The organism is Bacillus sp. SRL543, from assembly GCF_984799205.1.
The window spans coordinates 2,266,685-2,287,040 of the sequence record NZ_OZ481794.1; the positions used below are offsets into that span (position 1 = coordinate 2,266,685).

Annotated in this window: 18 protein-coding genes; 16 read left to right on the forward strand and 2 right to left on the reverse strand. The window is 47.8% G+C overall.

Going from position 1 to position 20,356, the window contains the following annotated elements:
• Positions 1 to 109 precede the first annotated feature (109 nt).
• The 12 genes from AC4E8B_RS11385 (at position 110) to AC4E8B_RS11440 (ending at position 13,131) form a co-directional block, all read left to right on the forward strand.
• Positions 110 to 508: a thioesterase family protein gene (locus tag AC4E8B_RS11385; protein ID WP_490219071.1), complete on the forward strand. Its 399-nt coding sequence runs from the start codon at positions 110 to 112 to the stop codon at positions 506 to 508.
• Positions 509 to 564: 56 nt separating this feature from the next.
• Positions 565 to 1,671 (forward strand): Leu/Phe/Val dehydrogenase, encoded by a 1,107-nt coding sequence (locus AC4E8B_RS11390; RefSeq protein ID WP_490219072.1) that lies wholly within the window; start codon positions 565 to 567, stop codon positions 1,669 to 1,671.
• Positions 1,672 to 1,707: 36 nt separating this feature from the next.
• Positions 1,708 to 2,772: a pyruvate dehydrogenase (acetyl-transferring) E1 component subunit alpha gene (gene pdhA, locus AC4E8B_RS11395; RefSeq protein ID WP_490219073.1), complete on the forward strand. Its 1,065-nt coding sequence runs from the start codon at positions 1,708 to 1,710 to the stop codon at positions 2,770 to 2,772.
• Between the two features lie 2 nt (positions 2,773 to 2,774).
• Positions 2,775 to 3,770: an alpha-ketoacid dehydrogenase subunit beta gene (locus AC4E8B_RS11400; protein ID WP_490219074.1), complete on the forward strand. Its 996-nt coding sequence runs from the start codon at positions 2,775 to 2,777 to the stop codon at positions 3,768 to 3,770.
• A 63-nt stretch (positions 3,771 to 3,833) separates the two neighbouring features.
• The gene (locus tag AC4E8B_RS11405) at positions 3,834 to 5,015 is read left to right on the forward strand and encodes a dihydrolipoamide acetyltransferase family protein (protein ID WP_490219075.1); all 1,182 of its coding nucleotides are present in this window, start codon (positions 3,834 to 3,836) and stop codon (positions 5,013 to 5,015) included.
• A complete protein-coding gene (locus AC4E8B_RS11410) occupies positions 5,015 to 6,445 on the forward strand; it encodes a dihydrolipoyl dehydrogenase family protein (RefSeq protein ID WP_490219077.1) in 1,431 nt (476 codons plus the stop codon). Before AC4E8B_RS11405 ends, AC4E8B_RS11410 begins: the two co-directional genes overlap by 1 nt.
• 101 nt (positions 6,446 to 6,546) lie before the next feature.
• Positions 6,547 to 7,662: a 4-hydroxyphenylpyruvate dioxygenase gene (gene hppD / locus AC4E8B_RS11415; protein ID WP_490219079.1), complete on the forward strand. Its 1,116-nt coding sequence runs from the start codon at positions 6,547 to 6,549 to the stop codon at positions 7,660 to 7,662.
• Positions 7,663 to 7,688: 26 nt separating this feature from the next.
• Positions 7,689 to 8,780 (forward strand): histidinol-phosphate transaminase, encoded by a 1,092-nt coding sequence (gene hisC, locus AC4E8B_RS11420; RefSeq protein WP_490219081.1) that lies wholly within the window; start codon positions 7,689 to 7,691, stop codon positions 8,778 to 8,780.
• Position 8,781: 1 nt separating this feature from the next.
• Positions 8,782 to 9,402, forward strand: coding sequence for a flavin reductase family protein (locus AC4E8B_RS11425; protein ID WP_490219082.1), 621 nt, complete (start codon positions 8,782 to 8,784; stop codon positions 9,400 to 9,402).
• Between the two features lie 4 nt (positions 9,403 to 9,406).
• Complete coding sequence (locus tag AC4E8B_RS11430; protein WP_490219084.1) at positions 9,407 to 10,324, forward strand: fumarylacetoacetate hydrolase family protein; 918 nt, start codon at positions 9,407 to 9,409, stop codon at positions 10,322 to 10,324.
• 29 nt (positions 10,325 to 10,353) lie between these two features.
• Positions 10,354 to 11,490, forward strand: coding sequence for a homogentisate 1,2-dioxygenase (locus AC4E8B_RS11435; protein WP_490219644.1), 1,137 nt, complete (start codon positions 10,354 to 10,356; stop codon positions 11,488 to 11,490).
• Between the two features lie 357 nt (positions 11,491 to 11,847).
• Positions 11,848 to 13,131: an IS110 family RNA-guided transposase gene (locus AC4E8B_RS11440; protein ID WP_490215983.1), complete on the forward strand. Its 1,284-nt coding sequence runs from the start codon at positions 11,848 to 11,850 to the stop codon at positions 13,129 to 13,131.
• A gap of 552 nt (positions 13,132 to 13,683) precedes the next feature.
• Here the strand turns inward: AC4E8B_RS11440 and AC4E8B_RS11445 are convergent.
• Positions 13,684 to 14,430 (reverse strand): metallophosphoesterase family protein, encoded by a 747-nt coding sequence (locus AC4E8B_RS11445; protein ID WP_490219085.1) that lies wholly within the window; start codon positions 14,428 to 14,430, stop codon positions 13,684 to 13,686.
• A gap of 102 nt (positions 14,431 to 14,532) precedes the next feature.
• Positions 14,533 to 15,384, reverse strand: a complete 852-nt coding sequence (locus tag AC4E8B_RS11450; RefSeq protein WP_490219087.1) for a DegV family protein — start codon at positions 15,382 to 15,384, stop codon at positions 14,533 to 14,535.
• Between the two features lie 206 nt (positions 15,385 to 15,590).
• On the opposite strand from AC4E8B_RS11450, the gene AC4E8B_RS11455 reads away from it, so the two are divergent.
• From AC4E8B_RS11455 to AC4E8B_RS11470, 4 genes are read left to right on the forward strand one after another with little or no spacing between them, the layout of a single operon-like run.
• Complete coding sequence (locus AC4E8B_RS11455; protein WP_490219089.1) at positions 15,591 to 16,358, forward strand: 3-hydroxyacyl-CoA dehydrogenase; 768 nt, start codon at positions 15,591 to 15,593, stop codon at positions 16,356 to 16,358.
• Positions 16,359 to 16,401: 43 nt separating this feature from the next.
• On the forward strand, positions 16,402 to 17,553 hold the full coding sequence (locus tag AC4E8B_RS11460; RefSeq protein ID WP_490219091.1) for an acyl-CoA dehydrogenase family protein: 1,152 nt from the start codon (positions 16,402 to 16,404) through the stop codon (positions 17,551 to 17,553).
• A gap of 30 nt (positions 17,554 to 17,583) precedes the next feature.
• Positions 17,584 to 18,732, forward strand: coding sequence for a thiolase family protein (locus AC4E8B_RS11465; RefSeq protein ID WP_490219093.1), 1,149 nt, complete (start codon positions 17,584 to 17,586; stop codon positions 18,730 to 18,732).
• 42 nt (positions 18,733 to 18,774) lie between these two features.
• Complete coding sequence (locus AC4E8B_RS11470) at positions 18,775 to 20,334, forward strand: fatty acid--CoA ligase (protein WP_490219094.1); 1,560 nt, start codon at positions 18,775 to 18,777, stop codon at positions 20,332 to 20,334.
• Positions 20,335 to 20,356: the final 22 nt, after the last annotated feature.

The following is a 20,356-nucleotide window of genomic DNA, read 5'->3' on the forward strand; positions in this document are numbered from 1 at the left end:
CTTTATTTTGAATAACAATTATGAATATTTTCAATTAATTGACTATTTGTTTGTCACAATGTTATCATTGCGTTAAAAATACGTCATACATAATTAAGGGTGATATTCAGTGAAGCCAGGACTAACAAAAGGAGCGGCTTCATCTATCTTTCTGACGGTCGGGCAGGAGATGTTTGCGCAGTTCGGCGGCAAGGTCGTCCATCCGCTCTTTTCAACAGCCAGTATGGTCTATTATATGGAGTGGGCGTCCCGAAAAGTGATACTGCCTTTTTTGGAAGAATGTGAGGAAGGCATGGGTGCAGCTGTTTCTGTCAGGCATCTGGCTCCAGCAGAAGAGGGAAGCCTTATAAAAGTCACTGCCGAGGTCATAAAGATAGAAAGGAACATGATTGTTACTTCCGTATCGGCTTTTCGCGGACATGCAATGATCGGCCAGGGGGAGGTGACCCAGGCCATTCTTCCAAGAAACAGAATTAAAAGTTTCACAGAGAGCACACAAGAGGAGTAATGTTTTTATGCGTCATTAAATGAAAGCGCTAACATAATGAGGGGGATTGAGTAAAGATGGATATGTTTAATACGATCCGCGATCATGAACAAGTTGTGTTCTGCAATGATGAAGCAACAGGGCTCAAGGCAATCATTGCCATCCACAGCACAAGGCTCGGTCCCGCACTTGGCGGCTGCAGAATGTTTCCCTATCCTTCTGCAGATGCGGCATTGGAAGATGTACTGCGTCTCTCCAAGGGAATGACCTATAAATGTGCCGCAGCCGATGTAGACTTTGGCGGAGGGAAAGCGGTCATCATCGGCGATCCTTCTAAAGATAAAACGCCCGAGCTTTTCAGGGCATTTGGCCAGTTCGTTGAATCCCTGAATGGAAGATTCTACACAGGCACAGATATGGGGACCACACCAGAAGATTTTGTCCACGCAATGAAGGAGACCAACTGCATTGTCGGTGCAGATGAAGAATATGGAGGGAGCGGGGATTCTTCAGTCCCGACAGCGCAAGGGGTGATTTATGGCCTTAAAGCGACAAACCAGGTGCTTTACGGAACAACTTCCCTTGGGGGCAGGTCATACAGCATCCAGGGGCTTGGCAAGGTAGGATTTAAGGTCGCTGAAAAGCTGCTGGAGGAAGGCGCTGATCTTTATGTTGCAGATATTAACGAGAAAGCCATCAATGAGCTAGTGGTAAAGGCTGGAAAAATCGGGGCGGGCCTCAAAGCTGTCTGCAGCGATGAAATTTACCGTGCAGATGCGGACGTCTTTGTCCCCTGTGCCCTGGGAGGCATCCTTAACAATGAAACGATAGAACAGCTTAAGGTCAGGGCGGTTGCCGGCTCGGCGAATAATCAGCTGCTTGAACTAAGGCACGGCGGGATGCTGCAGCAAAAAGGAATCCTTTATGCCCCGGACTATATTGTTAATGCAGGCGGTCTTATCCAGGTGGCAGATGAACTGTATTCTCCTAATAAGGAAAGAGTGCTGCGGAAGACGAAAGCGATTTATAGTGCACTGCTTAATGTGTACGACTATGCAGCGGCAGAAGGAATTACAACCATTGAGGCTGCCAATCGGTTCTGCGAGCAGAGGATTGAAGCGAGAACCAGAAGGAACAGCTTTTTTTCCCATATGAAGCGGCCAAAATGGGCCGTTCGGACATAACTGTATGCCAATGACTTTACTGAAAAGGGTGATAGGATGGAGAGCCGATTTCCAATCAATAGAATGATTGATGAAAATGGAAACGAAATATCCGGCAGCTCTGGGTTTACCGCTGACCATGAACTGGCTCTGGAGTTCTACAGGCAGCTTGTCCGCATCAGGATTTTTGACCGGAAGGCGGTCAGCCTGCAGCGCCAGGGGAGGATCGGGACTTATGCGCCTTTTGAAGGGCAGGAGGCTGCGCAGATAGGGAGTGCGATGGCGCTTGAAGGAACGGATTGGATGTTCCCTACCTATCGGGACCACGGAGCTGCACTGGCTTTCGGGCATTCAATGAGGAATGTGCTGCTTTTCTGGAACGGGCGCAATGAAGGATGCATCCCGCCTGAAGGGAAGAATATCTTCCCGCCTGCCATTCCGATCGCCACCCAGATCCCGCATGCTGCAGGGGCGGCATATGCGGAAAAACGGAAAGGAAGCAAAAAAGCTGCCATCGTTTATTTTGGGGATGGGGCGACATCGGAGGGAGACTTTCATGAAGGGCTCAATTTTGCCAGCATCCTAAAGGCGCCTGTAGTCTTTTTCAATCAAAACAACCACTACGCCATCTCTGTCCCGCTCTCGAAGCAGATGAATACCAGGACCATTGCGCAAAAAAGCCTGGCATATGACATTCCTGGCGTCCGGGTTGATGGAAATGATGTATTTGCTGTATATCATGAAACAAAAAAAGCGCTGGAGAGGGCAAGGGATGGCGGCGGGCCTACACTGATCGAGGCAGTAACCTGGAGATACGGTGCCCATACAACCGCCGATGATCCTTCCAAATACAGGGATCAGCAGGAAAGCAGTTCCATGAGGGAAAAAATCGATCCGATCCTGAGGCTGGAGAGATGGCTGAAAAATAAAGGCATCTATGCGGAGAGCTGGGCTAAGGGAATCGAAGAGGATACAGCGGCTGAAATTGATCAGGCTATAGCAGATATGGAAGCATTTCCTCCTGCCGATCCGGCTGATATTTTTGATCATGTTTTTGCAGAGCTGGTATGGCCGCTTAAAGAACAGAAAGAAAAATACATGAGCCAGCTTGGGGGTGCTTAAATATGGAGACAGCAGTCAAGGCCAGCACCATGACGCTTGTACAGGCTGTAAATGAAGCCCTGGACATCATGCTGGCGGAAAATGATGATGTCCTTGTGCTCGGGGAGGATATCGGGAAAAATGGAGGGGTTTTCCGGGCGACGGAAGGCCTGCAGGAAAAATACGGAGAAGAGCGGGTCATGGATACCCCGCTGAGTGAAGCGGGATTCATCGGCGCCAGCATCGGTATGGCTGTCAACGGATTCCGGCCGGTTGCGGAAATCCAGTTCCTCGGATTCATTTATCCGGCCTTTGAGCAGATCATGACACATGCTTCACGGCTCCGCATGAGAACGATGGGGCATTATACCGTCCCCCTCGTCATAAGGGCTCCATATGGTGCGGGTGTCAGGGCGCCGGAAATCCATTGTGACAGCACAGAAGCCCTTTTCACCCATATGCCTGGCATCAAGGTAGTCTGTCCTTCCAATCCGGCTGATGCAAAAGGGCTCTTGATTGCGGCAATTGAGGATCCGGATCCTGTCCTGTTTTTGGAGCCGATGAAAAGCTACCGTTCCCTGCGGGCCGAAGTGCCTGGGGGGAAGTATAGCATTGAAATCGGAAAAGGCAGCAAAAGGGCGGAAGGTGAAGATGTGACAGTCATAGCCTGGGGGGCCATGGTGCCGGTTGCCATGGAGGCGGCAGAGAAAATGAAGGCAAAAGGGATTGCTTGCGATGTTCTTGACCTCCGGACCCTTTACCCGCTGGATAAAGAAATCATCGCTGCATCGGTGCAGAAAACGGGGCGCACCGTCATCGTCCAGGAAGCACATGCATCAACCTCAGTCGGGAATGATGTTCTTGCGATTATCAATGACACCTCCTTTTTATATCAGAAAGCACCCGCCGAACTGGTTGCCGGCTTTGATGCGCCTGTTCCTTATTTCGGATTTGAAGACGATTATCTGCCTACGGCCGATCGGGTCTGCAGGGCGATTGAAAAGGTCTGGTCATTTTGAACTTCAGAAAGGTTGTGCCTTATCCTTCAGCAATGCGCTTTTCTAAGGAGGTTATGGAATAGGATGGAAGTGAAGCTCCATGATATAGGCGAAGGAATGTCGGAAGCGGAAATCAATTGTTTTCTAGTCAAACAGGGTGATTTTGTCCGTGCAGATGAGCCCCTGGTCGAGGTGCAGACCGATAAAATGACGGCTGAAATACCCGCCCCCAGAGCTGGCATTGTCCGGGAGTTTGTGGCTAGTCCAGGGGAAACGGTAGCGGTTGGATCTGTCCTGCTGCTGCTGGAGCCTGAAAACAGCAGGGCTGCCGCAGGGGGGGAAGATGAATTCCAGGTCCACAGGGCCAAACCGAAAAGAATCCTTGCTTCCCCTTACACAAGGAAGCTGGCAAGAGAGAATGATATAAATATAGAAGAAATTGAAGGATCAGGTCCTGGCGGAAGAGTGGTTGACGCCGATATTTTCAGGATCGCAGGACATAGCAAAGAGTCTATCAGTGAAGAAGGATCTCAAGAGATAAAAAAAGAGAATGAGAATCTTATAGCTGCTGACCCCCCTGCCATCCCGTATTCAGGCCGAAGGAAAAAGACTGCTGAGAAAATGGTTCAGTCGCTTACCCTTATTCCGCATTGCACCCATTTTGAGGATGTGGATGTAACAGTGCTTTCCGTATTCCGTGAAGAGCTCAAAAAGAGAGGAAAGCAAGTGACAGCCACAGCTTTTTATCTGAAGGCCATATCTGTGGCACTTAAAGACTTTCCTGTTTTTAACAGCATTCTTGATGAGGAGGCGGGCCTGATCCATTTGCTGCCGGAGCACCATATAGGTGTGGCCGTAAACGCTGATGAAGGCTTGATCGTGCCGGTAATCCGAAATGTGGAGGAAAAAACTATTGCAGAAATTGCAATGGACCTGAAGGAATTGACCAGGAAGGCGCAGGATGGCAGCCTGATAGCAAAGGAAACAGCCGGAGGAACATTCACAGTAAGCAATGTTGGTCCACTGAAGGGGAGCACAGGCGCCACACCGATCATCCAGCACCCGCAGACTGGCATCATTTCCTTGCATAAAACAAAGAAAATGCCGGTTGTCGATGAGAACGAGCAGATTGTCATCCGCTCCATCATGAAGCTATCCATGTCATTTGACCACAGGGTAGCAGATGGGGCAGCTGCTGTCGGTTTTACAAACCGTTTTTCGGAACTGATTGAGAATCCCAAACTGATGCTATTGGAGCTGGTGTGATGGTTGTAGGGGAACTGGCTTTTGAAAAGGATGTTGTCATCATTGGAGGGGGGCCTGGCGGCTATCAGGCAGCCATCAGGGCAGCCCAGCTTGGCAGGAAGGTGACGCTGATTGAAAAGGGTATGCTCGGCGGTGTCTGCCTCCATAAAGGATGTATTCCTTCCAAGCTTTTTACCGAAGCTGCCGACCGGATCAGAAAACTGAAAACAGCAGGAGAATATGGAATTGATCTGTCTTTCTCAGCTTTCCGGCTGGAAAAGCTCCTGGAGGAAAAAGACCGGAAAACAGCACAGCTGAAAAAAGGAGTTGAAGAGCTGTGCAAAAGCAATGAGATTGAGCTAGTCAAAGGTAATGCCTTTTTTCTCTCAGCTGACCGGATGGGCATTGAAAATGGAGAATCATATCAGGTATTCCGTTTCAAGCACTGCCTCATAGCAACAGGAAGCACACCAAAGTGGCCATCCGAAGTTTCTCCGCGTTCAGAAAAGCTTTTGGACTGCTGGTCTGTATTTTCCCTGGAAAAGCTTCCTGATGAGCTCATCATTTATGGGAGCGGCTATATCGCCTTGGAAATGGCCATGAGCTTTCAGGCTTTCGGGGCCAGGACATCGATTGTGCTGGATCAGGAACAAGAGGATTTTGGATTTGATGCGGCTGTGAATAGGGAGCTTGGCAGAATTTTAAAGAAAAATAGAATCAAAGTCTACCGCGGGGCAAAGCTGCTGTCTGTGGAAGAGAATGGGCCGGGTGTAGAGATTATCTATGAGCAGGATGGAGAAATTAATGTGCTGGGAGGTACCTGTTTCTTAGCGGCAGCCGGCTTCCGGCCCAATACTGCGGATCTGGGGCTTGAAAGAGCGGGAGTGGAGATAGACACAGCCGGATTTATTAAGGCAGACGAGCAAGGGAAAACTTCTGTCAGCCATATTTTTGCAGCAGGGGATGTGGTAGATGGGCCGCCGTCCGCTTCAAAGGCGATCAGGCAGGGAAAGGCTGCAGCTGAAACGATTGCCGGTATGGAAAGGGAAGCTGATTTGCGTTTTGCACCGGCTGTCGTCCATACCCAGCCTCCTATTGCTTATGCAGGCCTGACCGAGCAAGAAGCTCTTGTGGCAGGGTATAAAATAGATACAGGAACCTTTCCTTTTTCTTCACTGGGCTATGCAAGCGTGAAGGGAAGCCGGGACGGAATTGCCAAGGTGATTTTTGAAAAAGAAACCGGCTTTCTATTAGGTGTCCATATGATAGGGGAAGGCGCACAGGAGCTAATCATGGCGGGGGTTTCTCTGCTTGAAATGGCTGCAAGGGAAGAAGATATGCTGTTCCCTGTGTATGCTCATCCAAGCTCAGCCGAAGCCCTGCTGGAGGCTGTTGAGTCTCTTAAAGCGAGAAGCATTCATCTGCCTGCGAGGGAAAAAGCGAAAACTTAAGAATTGCTTTACAGCAGCAGAGCTTCACATTGAGCTCTTGCTTGAAGGAAAAGAAATATTTTAAGATAAATCTGAAAATTAAAATATTTGGAGGGGTTAAGATGGAACAAAGAACTGTTTCACCATCGCAAAAGGCAGAAGAAATTTTTCCGGTCAAGGAAGTCGACTATCTTGAAATATATACGGGCAATGCCAAACAGGCCAGCCATTACCTTTGCACATGCTTTGGATTCAAGCCTGTTGCTTATTCAGGGCTTGAGACAGGAAACAGGGAAACTGTGTCATATGTACTGCAGCAGCGGAAAATCAGGCTGGTAGTAACAGGCTCGCTCACAGAGGAAACGAAGGTGGCTGCTTTTGTGAAAAAGCACGGTGACGGAGTCAAGGATATCGCCCTTGCTGTTGATGATGTTGAAAGTGCTTACAAAGGTGCGGTGGAGCGCGGCGCAATTGAACTGATGCCGCCATATGAGCTGGAGGATGACCATGGCAAGCTCAAAAAGGCTGTGATCGGTACATATGGAGATACCATACACACATTGGTGGAGCGGAATCATTATAAGGGTGCCTTTATGCCGGGTTATGAGCCATACGAAACCAAGGCCCCATTCGAGGATGCCGGCTTCATTGGCATCGATCATGTGGTCGGAAATGTGGAAGAAATGGAAGAATGGGTGAACTATTACGCGAATGTCATGGGATTCAAAGAAATGAAGCATTTCACCGATTCTGATATCAGCACAGAATATTCCGCTCTCATGTCCAAAGTGATGCATAACGGCGGAAGGATCAAATTCCCTATCAATGAGCCGGCGGAAGGCAAAAGGAAATCGCAGATCCAGGAGTTCCTGGAATTCTATAATGGGGCGGGTGTACAGCATCTGGCCATTTTGACAGAGGATATTGTCCAGACGGTTGCTGTCCTCAGGAAAAATGGGGTTGAATTCCTTGATACTCCTTCTTCCTACTATGACATGCTGTCTGAGAGGGTCGGCAAAATAGATGAAGAGATTGATAAGCTGAAAGAGCTCAGCATTCTGGTAGACAGAGATGATGAAGGCTATCTGCTCCAGATCTTCACAAAGCCGATTGTCGACAGGCCTACGTTATTCATCGAGATCATCCAGCGCAAAGGAGCAAGGGGGTTTGGCGAAGGCAATTTCAAGGCGCTGTTTGAGTCGATTGAAAGAGAGCAGGAAAGACGCGGAAACCTCTAATCGGCATACACAGAAAGGGGGTTCCAATGGATCGGATCGTAACGAAGCAAACCATCAGGGGGATCACTCCTTACCCATTAGGAATGACAGCAGAAGAATTAAGAAAAAAATACAAGCTGTCTCATGTCAGAAGCCTTGCAGACAATGAAAACGCATATGGTTGCTCAAAGCTTGTGGGTTTAACATTAAGCAAACAGGCGGGGAACTTTTCCCGGTATCCGGACGGGGCATGTTCATTACTCAAGCGGTCACTGGGCAATTTTCTCAAGCTTCCCTCTGAGTACATTACAATAGGAAACGGTTCTGAGGAACTTATCAGGCTTCTGGCAAGAGCCTATATCAGTGAAGGTGATGAAGCAATCATGGCAGACCTTACCTTTCCCAGGTACAAGGCAAATGTGATGATTGAAGGCGGAAAGGCTGTCGAAGTCCCACTCAAGGATGGAGTGCATGATCTTGCAGGGATGAGCAGCCGCATCAGCGCCAGAACGAAAATGATTTTTATCTGCAATCCGAACAATCCGACCGGGACAGCAGTGGAAAAAGAGGCACTCGAGCAATTCATCGCTTCAGTACCGTCACATATACTTATCGTTCTGGATGAAGCCTATTATGAATATATGAACCATGAGAAAAGGACTGATGCAGAAAAGCTGCTGGCTTTCCATGACCATGTGGCAGTATTGAGGACTTTTTCGAAAGCCTACGGTCTGGCCGGCCTCCGGGCAGGATATGGAATGATGCATCCTTCCATCATTGCAGAGCTGGATAAGGTACGGGAGGTATTCAATGTGAATGCACTATCCCAGGCCGCAGCCATAGCAGCGCTGGAGGACCAGTATTTTGTCCGGATGAGTGCAGAAAAGAATACAACGGAAAGGGAAAGAATGCGAGGCCGGATTGAAGAGCTTGGGTTCAAATGTTCTGCCTCTGAAGCCAATTTTCTTTTTGTTAAAGGGACGCTTGCTGAAAAGCTTCTGGAGTCAGGGATCATTGTCAGGAAATTCTTTCATGCAGGCTTTCAAGGAGAAGCTGTCAGATTAACGATCGGTACGGTTGAAGATAATGATGCAGTTCTGGAAGCTATCGGCAAGCCGCTGAGCGGGAGGGGGGTGTGAAATGGAAATTCCTGTTTCTTCTCTTTCCTGGCAGGAGGCGTACAAAATCCTGTCTGGCTCGATCCTTCCCCGTCCGATTGCCTTTGTGACGACCATGGACAATAGCGGCACAGTCAATGCAGCACCTTTCAGTTTTTTTACGGCTATATGTGCGAACCCCCTGCTCATTTGCTTTTCGCCTATGCGAAAAGGATCTGACGGACAAAAGAAGGATACGTTACTGAATATTGAAGAAACCGGGGAGTTTGTCATCAATATCGTAAGCAGAGATATGGCAGAAAAAATGAATATCTGTGCAGCCGATTATGCCCGGGAAGTAAATGAACTGGAACAGGCGGGTCTTGAGCAGGAAAAAAGTGTTTTTGTAAGGCCGCCGAGAATCAGGAGTTCCAAAGTCCATCTTGAGTGCACGCTCCATCAGCTTCTTCACTTTGGAAAAGGCCCTGGGTCTGGAAGCCTGGTGATTGGCAGGGTCGGGCATGTGCAGGTTCATGATGACTTGTATATTGATGGGAAAATTGACACAAAAAAGCTGGATCCGGTTGGAAGGCTGGCGGGCCATACATATACTGGCCCGCTCGCAGATGTTTTCGAGATTATAAGAAAAATAGAACCGGGGTGAAGGGATGAAGTTCATAACCTTTCAAAAGCAGGATGGATCGATCCGGTCCGGCTGGCTTGAGGGCAGCACGGCCATTGATATGTATGAGGCCTCTAATGGCATTCTGCCAAAAACCTTATTGGCATTCATAGAGAATCATCGTTTTTTTACAGAGCGGATTGCCTCCAATCGTGAATGGAGAGAGTCGGGAGCCGGTGCTTATCCATTAGAAGAAGTAACACTGAAGGCCCCGCTTCCAAGCCCAAAAAGCTTCCGTGACTTTTATGCTTTTGAAGATCATGTGAAAACAGCCCGGGAAAACAGGGGCCTTGAAATGATACAAGAATGGTATGAGCTGCCGGTATTTTATTTTTCTAATCATCTAGCCATGAAAGGGACAGGTGAGCACATTCCTGTGCCTGCTGGCTGCAGCCTGCTGGACTATGAACTGGAAATTGCCTGCATCATCGGCAGGGAAGGCCGAAATATTTCTGCCAGAGAGGCTGATGATTATATCTTTGGCTATTGCATCTTAAATGACTGGAGTGCCAGGGATATTCAAAGAAAAGAGATGAAGGTCGGGCTTGGCCCTGCAAAAGGAAAGGATTTTGCTACCTCGATCGGCCCTTATATTGTGACAAAAGACGAGCTGGACAGCTATCGGGTGGAAAATGGCTATGACCTGGATATGACGGCAAAAGTGAACGGGGTCCTGCTGTCAGACGGGAACTTAAAGGATATCTATTATTCATTCAATGAAATGATAGAGAAAGCTTCAGAGAATACCACCCTTCATTCAGGAGAACTGATTGGTTCAGGTACAGTGGGGACCGGCTGCATCCTTGAGCTCGGTGAAGATGTGCACCGCTGGCTGAAGCCCGGGGATACGGTAGAGCTGGAGATCACGGGCCTTGGGAAGCTTGTAAATACGATAACAGACTGAAAGGGGGAACTGGCTTGTATTACAGGCAAATGGGGAGGATCCCGCACAAACGCCATACGATGTTCAAAAAAGAAGATGGGTCACTGTTCAGGGAGCAAGTTATGGGGACGAAGGGCTTTTCGGGGACACAGTCGATTTTGTATCATCATTATATGCCTACAGAGACAGAAAAGGTCTCCCTCTCAGGCAGCTATCTGCCTGAATATGAGGAGCAGCCAGCGCTTAAACACCGCCATCTGCTGACAGAGAACATTAAGCGCGGGGGAGACGCTCTGCAGGCAAGGGAATATCTGCTCGGCAATGAGGATTTGCTGATTGCTTCTGCTAATATCTCAGAAGATATGCAGGATTATTACCGGAACAGCGACGGCGATGAGATGTACTATATCCATCATGGAAATGGCCGGTTTGAAACGATGTTCGGCACAATCAGCTATGGACCCGGGGACTATGTCGTCATACCGATCGGAACAATTTTCAGGATCATTCCGGAAAAAGACACTAAGGCTCTTATTGTTGAATCATTCAGCCAGATTACGACTCCGAAAAGGTACAGAAATGAATACGGCCAGCTGCTAGAACACAGCCCGTTCTGCGAGCGGGATATCCGTGCTCCTGAAAAACTGGAGACTCATGCAGAAAGGGGGCCATATAAGGTAGTCACAAAAACGAGGGGCTATCTCCATGATCATATTTTGGCCCATCATCCTCTTGATGTTGAAGGGTGGGACGGGTATTTATATCCATGGGCCTTCAATATTTCCGATTTTGAACCGATCACCGGCCGTGTCCACCAGCCGCCGCCAGTCCATCAGACATTTGAAGGGCATAACTTTGTTGTCTGCTCATTTGTCCCGCGAATGTATGATTATCATCCGGAAAGCATCCCGGCCCCTTATTATCACAGCAATGTAAACAGTGATGAGCTTTTGTATTATGTCAAAGGGAATTTCATGAGCAGAAAAGGGATCAAGGAAGGATCCATCACCCTTCATCCCGGAGGAATCCCGCATGGCCCTCACCCGGGGAAAACAGAGGCAAGCATCGGCAAAAAAGAAACACTGGAGCTGGCTGTCATGATTGATACTTTCAGGCCTCTGAAGGTTGTGAAAAAAGCCCGGGAATATGAGGATGAGAATTATATGTATTCTTGGCTGGAGAAGTGAGGGGCCTAGAAATGTGCTACCTGGTAATAAAGGGAGTTAACGAAAAAGGAAAATAATGGAATATAAATGAAAACGATTCAATTACATTAAAAATTATAGTTTCCTTTTTAGTTAGACAGGTTTTTCCGCAAATAAACTTTAAAAACCCTGTTGCTTGGAGTGGAAGGCACGTAGACTCCTGCGGGATTGCAGCGGCAAAGCTGAGACCCCGCAGGAGGTACGACGAGGAGCATTCCTGTAATAAAGTAATTGGGTTACTTTTCGGGATTTCTGCGATGTGCATAAAAAAAGTCCCCCTGGTACGATAGAGAGTGTCATGCATGACCTCGAATTAAGTACCGAAGGGAGACTTCTACTATGGATATTACACAAAATGAACGACTTAGGCAAATTACTGAACACACACTGATCATTGGAATCGATATCGCCAAGTACAATCATGTGGCCCGGGCCATTGATGACCGCGGTATCGATTTATCCAAACGGCTAGTTTTCCCTAACTCGTTAGAAGGATTCAACCTTTTACTTCAGTGGGCAAGGCAACTAAGCCAGGAAACAGGTCGTCCAAACTTGATGATAGGCATGGAGCCCACAGGCCATTATTGGTTGAATTTAGCCTATTTTCTTAAAGCTAAAGGGGAAAAAACCGTCGTTGTAAACCCGATGAAGGTCAAAAAATCGAAAGAGCTGGATGATGATTCCCCCACCAAAAATGACACGAAGGACGCCAAAGTAATCGCCCAGGTCATACGTGCGGGCCGTTATCATGAACCTATCTTACCTGAGGGGTTATATGCAGAGCTTCGTGAAGGAATCAAACTGTTTGACATGATTCAAGAGGACCTGTCTTCGATTAAAGCACAAATGCATAATGTGCTGGATCGGTATTTCCCTGAATTCTTAACAGTCTTTAAAGAATGGAACGGCAAAGCAGCGCTACAATTCTTGAAGTGCGGTTATCTGCCCGAAGATATTCAGCAAAAGACAGAAGAAGAACTTCTTAAAGAAGTAAAGCCGGTGGCCCAGAATACTCCAATGTCGAAGATATCCCGCCTTAAGCAGGCGGCCGCCTCAAGCGTTGGAATGACCACTGGTCTCCGGATGGCCCGCAAGGAGATTCTATATCTTGTGGATCAGTATCATTGGTTATCAGAACGCCTCCAAGACCTTAAAGTAGAATTGGAGGAGCTGGTGCGGCAGGTTCCAGGGGCGGAGAGGATGATGGACATCAGAGGCATCGGGTCTATGACCGTCGTTGGCTTCTTTGCCGAGGTTGGCGACCTCTCAAATTACCGAGATCCACGCCAAATTATTAAATTAGCGGGACTCAACCTGAAGATGAACCAATCCGGCAAGCACAAGGGGCAGACAACCATTACCAAACGCGGAAGGCGGAGACTGCGTGCCATTCTGTATCAAGTCGCCCGCCCGCTGGCCTGTCACAATAAAGGGTTCAAAGCCCTCCATTATCACTACAAAAACAGGGCTAAAAACCCTCTAACGGGGAAACAGTCCTACATTGCCTTAGGCCGTAAGCTGATCAAAATCCTGTTTGTGATTGGAACACGGGAGTGTTCTTTCAGTGAAGAACGCATGATTCATGATATCCCACATTTCTCTGATGTACAGGTAGCTGTTTAAATCAAATTCCGTTTCTTGTATTGTTTGTTTATACTGTTTCTAAATCAAGACAGAAGAAGCACGGATAAGCCGGTCACCATTCCGAGCATTAGGGCATAGACCCACCCGAGGAGCATATCCGGCATCCACACATGGCTAGGTCGAACGAAGGAATTTGCGCGCATAGACGCCGAGAGAAATGGGAGGGTCCACCACCATGTCGTAAGTGGAGATCCAAAGGTGCGATTATCAATTTACTTCCTATAACTGGTAATTGATATATCCGGTCTATTGAGACGCAAAGTCCACTTCCAAATTCTTAAAAATTTGGATGAAAATGTTCATCTACGCCGTCCCCCTTCTTTATAGTCAAGAGATGAAATGGGAGTAAAACAAAGCAATTATAAGAAAACGGTCGTTTTCATGAGGGAGGCTTAGCGCCGCCCCGCGGAAAGCGAAGTGCCTGGAACGCAAAGCAACAGCCCCATCCTAAAATAAAATCAGGTTCATTATTCCTTAACCCCGATTGAACGAACAATTCTCCCTTAATTTTAAGGGGAAATCCAATCCATCCTAAGCCTTCTGCCTGCCTCTATAAATAGCCTCCCTTAGTTCCAGCGCATATGGTTCAAGGTTTGGCATGCCCATTTCGCGGGCCATGCTTATTTCTTTTTCAATATCATAAGGAAGGCGGACCATCTCTATTGAAAAAGGGGCCGGCTCTTCTGACAGGTATGTACCATGAAGGATAACAAAAGAGGCTTCCGGAACGTCAAGCGGGTTCCCGACGCTGCCAGTATTGAACAGGACCTTTTTGGGATCGATCGGCTCGAGCATGGCAGCGTGGATATCTCCATACCCGACTACGTCAGGCACAATCCCCCTTTTGTCTTCATCAATGAAATCACTTGCCCCGAACATAGCCTCCCGTTCTTCGATCGGATGGCGCATCGGCACTACCCGGTGGTAAATGCTTTTGGCGGAAGCATGAAAAAGCCTGATATATTTTCCGCTCATTATGAAGTCGTGGTGAAAAGGAAGGGTAGCTAAATAGTCCATTCCTTCCTTGCCGATCTGTTCCTGATGCCACTGCAGATCAGGGAATCCGGCCGGCTTCTGGATAAAGTCATCCCAATTTCCGCGCACAACTACTTCACATCTTTCTTGAACCCGCTCTATCGCTTTCTTTGAATTCGGCCCTTTCCCGACAAGATCGCCGAGGCAGAAAATCCTGTCAATATGCCGCTCCTCTAAATAATCAAGCACTTTATGGAGTGCAGTGATATTTCCGTGTATATCTGAAATTACTGCAATGCTCATTTCATTCATCTCCTTTGCTGCCTATCATACTAATAGTTTCGCTTTATAAATAAAAAAAACCTTCCGGAACAAGAAGATTCCTGTTCGGAAGGTTTGAGGTGTTTATTCAAAATGCCAGACAACAGCCACTGTGCCTTCCCCGGCATGCACAGCAATTGTTGAGCTGATTTCACCGATGAAGGTGCCCATTTCAGGAAACCTGGTTAAAATCTCCTTTTCAATTTCCTTTGCTTTTTCAAGGACATTGCCATGCATGATCTGAACTTGCTTTATCCTGTGTTTCTCTGCAGATTGTTCAAGAAGCTCCATCATCCGCCTTATGGCTTTTTTCTCCGAGCGCACCTTATCAAAAAGCTGGAATTCACCATTCCGGTCAACGTGGATGATCGGCTTTACCTTTAATATGCTGCCCAGGAGATACTGGGTTCCGGACATTCTTCCGCCCTTATAGAATTGATCAAGATTGCCCAGCAGGATATAATTCTCGAACTGATTGGCTTCAAGCCTCAGTGTATGGGCAATGTCTTTCCAATCCATATTTTCGGACTGAAGTTCGATCCCTTTATTCAGCAGGCCGGTAATGATATAAGACATCATCTTTGAGTCTACTGTTTCAACTGGAAAGCCTGCAATCTCTGCGCCCTGCATGCAGCTGTTCAGGGTTCCGCTCAGTTTGGAAGAGATGTGGACAGCGATTGCGCAGTCATAGTCAGCCTTCAATTTTTCAAAAAGCTCGGCAAATTTGCCGACAGAAGGCTGTGATGTTTTCGGAACTTCTTTTTCAGCTTTCAATTTCATATATAAATCATCAGAAGATAAATCGATCCCATCCTCATAAGTGCCTGATGAAAATGCAATGGTCAATGGCATTACATAGACATCTGGATGGAGCTCAAGCTCCTTGGTGATAAATGCTGTGCTGTCAGTTATCCAAGCGATCCGTTTATTTGTCATTTAGTCTATCCTTTTCAAAAAGTTTGTCGTGCAGTTGTAAGCCATTTCATTATACACGAACTTCTCAAAGAATGTTTCAAAAGTTTTGTGAACGGCCCATGGTAACTTTAAACAAAGAAAACGGCAATTTTTTATGAAAAAAAGGAGAAATCAGCAGGAATCTAGAATTATGTATTCAGAATATTCTTATAAAAAGGGGGAGTCGTATGCAGGTAGAAAATATTTGTGCCATTGTGACTGGGGGAGCCTCAGGCCTTGGAGAGGCGGCTGCAAGAAGAATACTGGATAAGGGCGGCCGGGTATGCATCATAGACATGAATGAGGAAAAGGGAACTAATATGCAAAAAGAACTTGGCAGCAGCTGCCTGTTTGTCAAAGCAGACATAACAGAGGCTAAGCGGGCGTCCGAAGCTGTCAATTTAGCCGTTGAAAACTTTGGGAGCATTAATGCGTGCATTAATTGCGCGGGAATTGCTGGTGCTCAAAAGGTGCTTGGAAAAAGGGGGATGCATGATCTCGAATTATTTTCAAAAGTGATATCAGTCAATCTGACAGGCACGTTCAATTTGATCCGGCTTGCCGCAGACAAGATGAAAGATAATGAACCAAATGAGCAAGGTGAAAGAGGCGTCATCATCAGCACCTCTTCTGTAGCTGCCTTTGAGGGGCAGATCGGGCAGGCCGCCTACAGTGCTTCTAAAGGAGGCGTTGCAAGCATGACACTTCCGATTGCAAGGGAACTTGCTGAACATGGCATCAGGGTGATGGCGATTGCTCCCGGCCTTTTTCATACTCCTATGTTCGATTCTTTGCCTGATGATGCAAAAGCTGCGTTGGGCAGCACAGTCCCGTTCCCCCGCCGTCTTGGCTTTCCAGAAGAATATAGCATGCTGGTACAAAGTATTATAGAAAATCCAATGCTCAATGGGGAGACCATCAGGCTTGACGGGGCGATCCGCATGCAGCCAAAGTGAGGCGGAATCAAAATTGAAAGCGTTTTCTTTAAAGGGGGAGAACATGGAAAAGACAACAGGTTTCCTTAAAGATGAACATAGGATTTTTCAAAAGGCGCTTCGAAAATTTCTGGAAAAGGAGGCCTGTCCTTTCTACAGCCAATGGGAGGAAGAACGGCATATCCCAAGGAATTTTTGGAAAAAGATGGGTGATCAGGGCTTTCTTTGCCCTGATTTAGATGAAACCTATGGAGGCAGCGGAACTGACTGGGGCTTTTCCGTTGTTATAAATGAAGAATTGGAGAGAGTAGGTTCAGGAATGGTTGGCTTCGGGCTGCATAATGATATAGCCGTCCCATACCTATCCGAATTTGGATCTGAAAAACAGAAAAACAGGTGGCTCCCCCAATGTGCAGCCGGCGAAATCATTACAGCTATCGCAATGACAGAGCCTGGTGCAGGTTCCGACCTTGCAGGAATCAGTACAACAGCCGTGGCTGAAGGTGAATATTATCGTCTCAACGGACAAAAAACATTTATCACAAACGGAATGCACGCCGATTTGGTCATTGTTGCCTGCAAGACAGACCCCGCGGCGGTCCCTAAGCATAAGGGAGTCAGCCTGCTTGCTGTTGAGCGGGGATGCAAAGGCTTTTCCCGGGGAAGAAAGCTGGATAAAATCGGCCTTCACTGCCAGGATACAGCTGAGCTTATTTTTGAAGATTGTCTTGTTCCTAAAGAAAACCTGATTGGAGAAGAAGGGCAAGGGTTTCAATATATGATGAAAAAGCTGCAGCAGGAAAGGCTTGTGGTTGCCATAGCGGCACAAGCTGCCTCTGAAGTGATGCTGGAGCTGACCTTATCTTATGTGAAAAGCAGGGAGGCTTTCGGCAGGCCGATCGGAAAATTTCAGAATACCCAATTTAGGATTGCGGAAATGGCCACTGATATCGCCATGGGCAGAAGCTTTCTTGACAACCTGAATGAAGAGCATATGCAAGGCAAGGATATTACCCAAAAAGTTTCTATGGCTAAATGGAAGCTGACTGACACAGCAAGAAAGATAGCCGCTGAATGCCTGCAGCTTCATGGCGGATATGGTTATATGGAGGAATACGAAATTGCGAGGAGATACAGAGACATTCCGGTTGCGAGTATTTATGCGGGCACCAATGAAATCATGAAATCGATCATAGCCAAAGGGCTTGGCCTTTAGCGACAGAGCCGAAAGAGAGGAGATGGCAAGGTGAGGGAAGCAGTTATAGTAGAAGCTGTTCGCACGCCGATAGGAAAGAAGAATGGGGTCTTGAAAAATATCAGGCCTGATGAGCTGGCCGCTTTCATATTGAGTGAGCTGACTGCGAGGTCGGGCCTGGACCCTGCTTTAATTGATGATGTCATCATGGGCTGTGTCAGCCAAACCGGGGAGCAGGCCGGCGATATAGCAAGGGCTGCTGCTTTGATTGCAGGATTCCCGGTTGAAGTACCCGGCGTTTCCATTGACAGGCAGTGCGGTTCAAGCCAGCAGGCTGTCCATTTTGCTGCACAGGCCATCTTAGCGGGAGATATGGATATAGTCATAGCCGGCGGAGTGGAGAGCATGTCACGTGTTCCGCTCGGCTCCAATTTCCAGGGAGCAACGTTAAGCGAAAAGCTTAAAAGGCGCCATGAGATGATCCACCAGGGCATCTCCGCTGAAAAAATCGCAGAAAAATACGGATTGTCACGGCAGCAGCTTGATGAATTTTCTTTTAAAAGCCACGAAAAAGCACTAAAAGCACAGGCAGAGGGCCATTTCAAAACAGAAATTGCACCAATAGAAGCGATCCAGGATGACGGGACGACGCTGGTGGCAGCAGAGGATTCCGGGCCGCGGAAGGAAACTTCGCTAGAGCTGCTTGGAACGCTGAAGCCTGCATTCATGGAGAACGGGAAGATTCATGCCGGCAACTCCAGCCAGATAAGTGACGGAGCAGCCGCCCTTCTGATTATGTCGGGGGAGAAAGCAGAAAATCTGGGACTGCGTCCGAGGTTCCGCATCCTGACAAGGACTGTTGTCGGTTCAGATCCGACGCTTATGCTGACTGGGCCGATCCCTGCAACAGAAAATGCGCTGAAAAAAGCAGGTCTCTCAATCAGGGATATTGATATATTTGAAGTGAATGAGGCCTTTGCTTCTGTCCCTCTCGCGTGGCTGAAGGAGACGGGGGCTGATCAGGCTAAGCTCAATCCAAATGGCGGAGCCATTGCACTCGGCCATCCGCTTGGCGCAAGCGGCGCAAGGATCATGGCAGGGCTCATGCATGAACTGGAAAGGACAGGCGGCAGGTACGGGCTGCAGACAATGTGCGAAGGCTACGGGATGGCGAATGCCACCATCATTGAACGCTTGTGACAGACAGGGTAGATTCAGATAAATAAATTCAGGAGGTAAGCCATGACTGTGACGATAGGAAGGATTTTAGATCTGGCTGTAATGAAATTTCCTGCAAAAGAAGCGGTGTTTGATGTTAGGAAAAACAGGCGGTATAGCTACAGTGAATGGAACCTGCGGATCAACCGGGCCGCAAATGCGCTGGCTGCTGAAGGTGTCAGCAAGGGAGACAGAGTTTCTGTATTTCTATATAACACAGAGGAACTGGCTGCAGTCTTTTTTGCCTGTGCTAAATTGGGTGCCGTTTTCAATCCTATCAATTTCCGCCTACAGACTGAAGAAACAGCTTATATCCTAAAAGATGCAAGTCCCAAGGTTCTTATCTTTGAGAAGGCTCTTGAAGCAGTGGTTTCCTCTATCGAACAACAATTTCCTGCAACCGCTTTCTGGTATATTGATGAAAAGCCGCCTTCCTATGCGGCATCCTTTGATGAAAAACTCTCGCAAGCTTCTGACAGCAATGTTGTTGCTGATGTCAGCGAAGATGATGATTATGCAATCATGTATACAAGCGGAACGACCGGCCGGCCTAAAGGAGTCATCCATACACACAGGCATATGGCTGAACAGAGCATGACAGTGATCGCAGCGACAAAGCTTGAACCATCCGATAAAGGGCTGGTCACAGCTCCGATGTTTCATTGTGCAGAGCTGCATTGCGCCTTTCTTCCCCGCATCCATGTTGGAGCTGGAAATGTCATCCTCCATCAGTTCAATCCGAAAAAGGTGCTGCAGCTGATAGAGGAGGAGGAAATCACTAAGTTTTTCGCTGCACCGACTATGTGGAATATGATTTTGCAGGAAGATATTATGGCTTATTGCCTGGACAGCCTAAAGCTGGGACTATATGGGGCGGCGCCGATGGCCCCGGCACTTGTTAAGCTGTGCAGGGAAAAGCTTGGGATTCTATTGGTCCAGGCTTACGGAATGACAGAGATGGGGCCTGCCATCACATTCCTTTCCGAGCATGATCAGCTTTCTAAAGCAGGCTCTGCCGGCCAGGCATGCCTGAACCATGAAATCAGGATCGTCAGGCCAAACGAAAATGGCGCTTCAGATCCGGAAGATATCCTTCCTGCCGGGGAAGCAGGGGAAATCATTGTAAGGGGTCCAAGCATGATGAAGGGCTATTTCAATATGGAAGAAGCGACAGAAAAAGCTTTATATGAAGGGTGGTATCATTCCGGAGATATCGGCTCCATGGATGAGGATGGCTATTTATGGGTAAGGGACAGGGTGGATGATATGATCATCAGCGGCGGTGAGAACATCTACCCGAGGGAAATCGAGGATGTGCTATTTGAACACAGCGGTGTCCTGGACGCAGCTGTCATCGGCCAGCCTGATGACAGATGGGGAGAGACTGTAACGGCATTCGTTGTGAAAAAAGATCCTTCTGTAACAGAGGAACATTTGGACAGCTGGTGCAGGGAAAGCAGCAGGCTTGCCAATTATAAGCGTCCAAGAAAATATATTTTCTGTGAAAGCCTGCCGCGGAATGCCAGCGGAAAACTGCAGAAATTTGTGTTGAGGAGTGAATTGTCCAAATCAGCACAAACATAAAAATAGAGGCAGAAAGCGATCT

Bases quoted from the DNA above. Each gene is read 5' to 3' on its own strand.
- AC4E8B_RS11390 (WP_490219072.1), top strand. From the start codon at position 565: ATGGATATGTTTAATACGATCCGCGATCATGAACAAGTTGTGTTCTGC.
- pdhA (WP_490219073.1), top strand. From the start codon at position 1,708: ATGGAGAGCCGATTTCCAATCAATAGAATGATTGATGAAAATGGAAAC.
- AC4E8B_RS11400 (WP_490219074.1), top strand. From the start codon at position 2,775: ATGGAGACAGCAGTCAAGGCCAGCACCATGACGCTTGTACAGGCTGTA.
- AC4E8B_RS11405 (WP_490219075.1), top strand. From the start codon at position 3,834: ATGGAAGTGAAGCTCCATGATATAGGCGAAGGAATGTCGGAAGCGGAA.
- AC4E8B_RS11410 (WP_490219077.1), top strand. From the start codon at position 5,015: ATGGTTGTAGGGGAACTGGCTTTTGAAAAGGATGTTGTCATCATTGGA.
- hppD (WP_490219079.1), top strand. From the start codon at position 6,547: ATGGAACAAAGAACTGTTTCACCATCGCAAAAGGCAGAAGAAATTTTT.
- hisC (WP_490219081.1), top strand. From the start codon at position 7,689: ATGGATCGGATCGTAACGAAGCAAACCATCAGGGGGATCACTCCTTAC.
- AC4E8B_RS11425 (WP_490219082.1), top strand. From the start codon at position 8,782: ATGGAAATTCCTGTTTCTTCTCTTTCCTGGCAGGAGGCGTACAAAATC.
- AC4E8B_RS11430 (WP_490219084.1), top strand. From the start codon at position 9,407: ATGAAGTTCATAACCTTTCAAAAGCAGGATGGATCGATCCGGTCCGGC.
- AC4E8B_RS11435 (WP_490219644.1), top strand. From the start codon at position 10,354: ATGGGGAGGATCCCGCACAAACGCCATACGATGTTCAAAAAAGAAGAT.
- AC4E8B_RS11440 (WP_490215983.1), top strand. From the start codon at position 11,848: ATGGATATTACACAAAATGAACGACTTAGGCAAATTACTGAACACACA.
- AC4E8B_RS11445 (WP_490219085.1), bottom strand. From the start codon at position 14,430: ATGAGCATTGCAGTAATTTCAGATATACACGGAAATATCACTGCACTC.
- AC4E8B_RS11450 (WP_490219087.1), bottom strand. From the start codon at position 15,384: ATGACAAATAAACGGATCGCTTGGATAACTGACAGCACAGCATTTATC.
- AC4E8B_RS11455 (WP_490219089.1), top strand. From the start codon at position 15,591: ATGCAGGTAGAAAATATTTGTGCCATTGTGACTGGGGGAGCCTCAGGC.
- AC4E8B_RS11460 (WP_490219091.1), top strand. From the start codon at position 16,402: ATGGAAAAGACAACAGGTTTCCTTAAAGATGAACATAGGATTTTTCAA.
- AC4E8B_RS11470 (WP_490219094.1), top strand. From the start codon at position 18,775: ATGACTGTGACGATAGGAAGGATTTTAGATCTGGCTGTAATGAAATTT.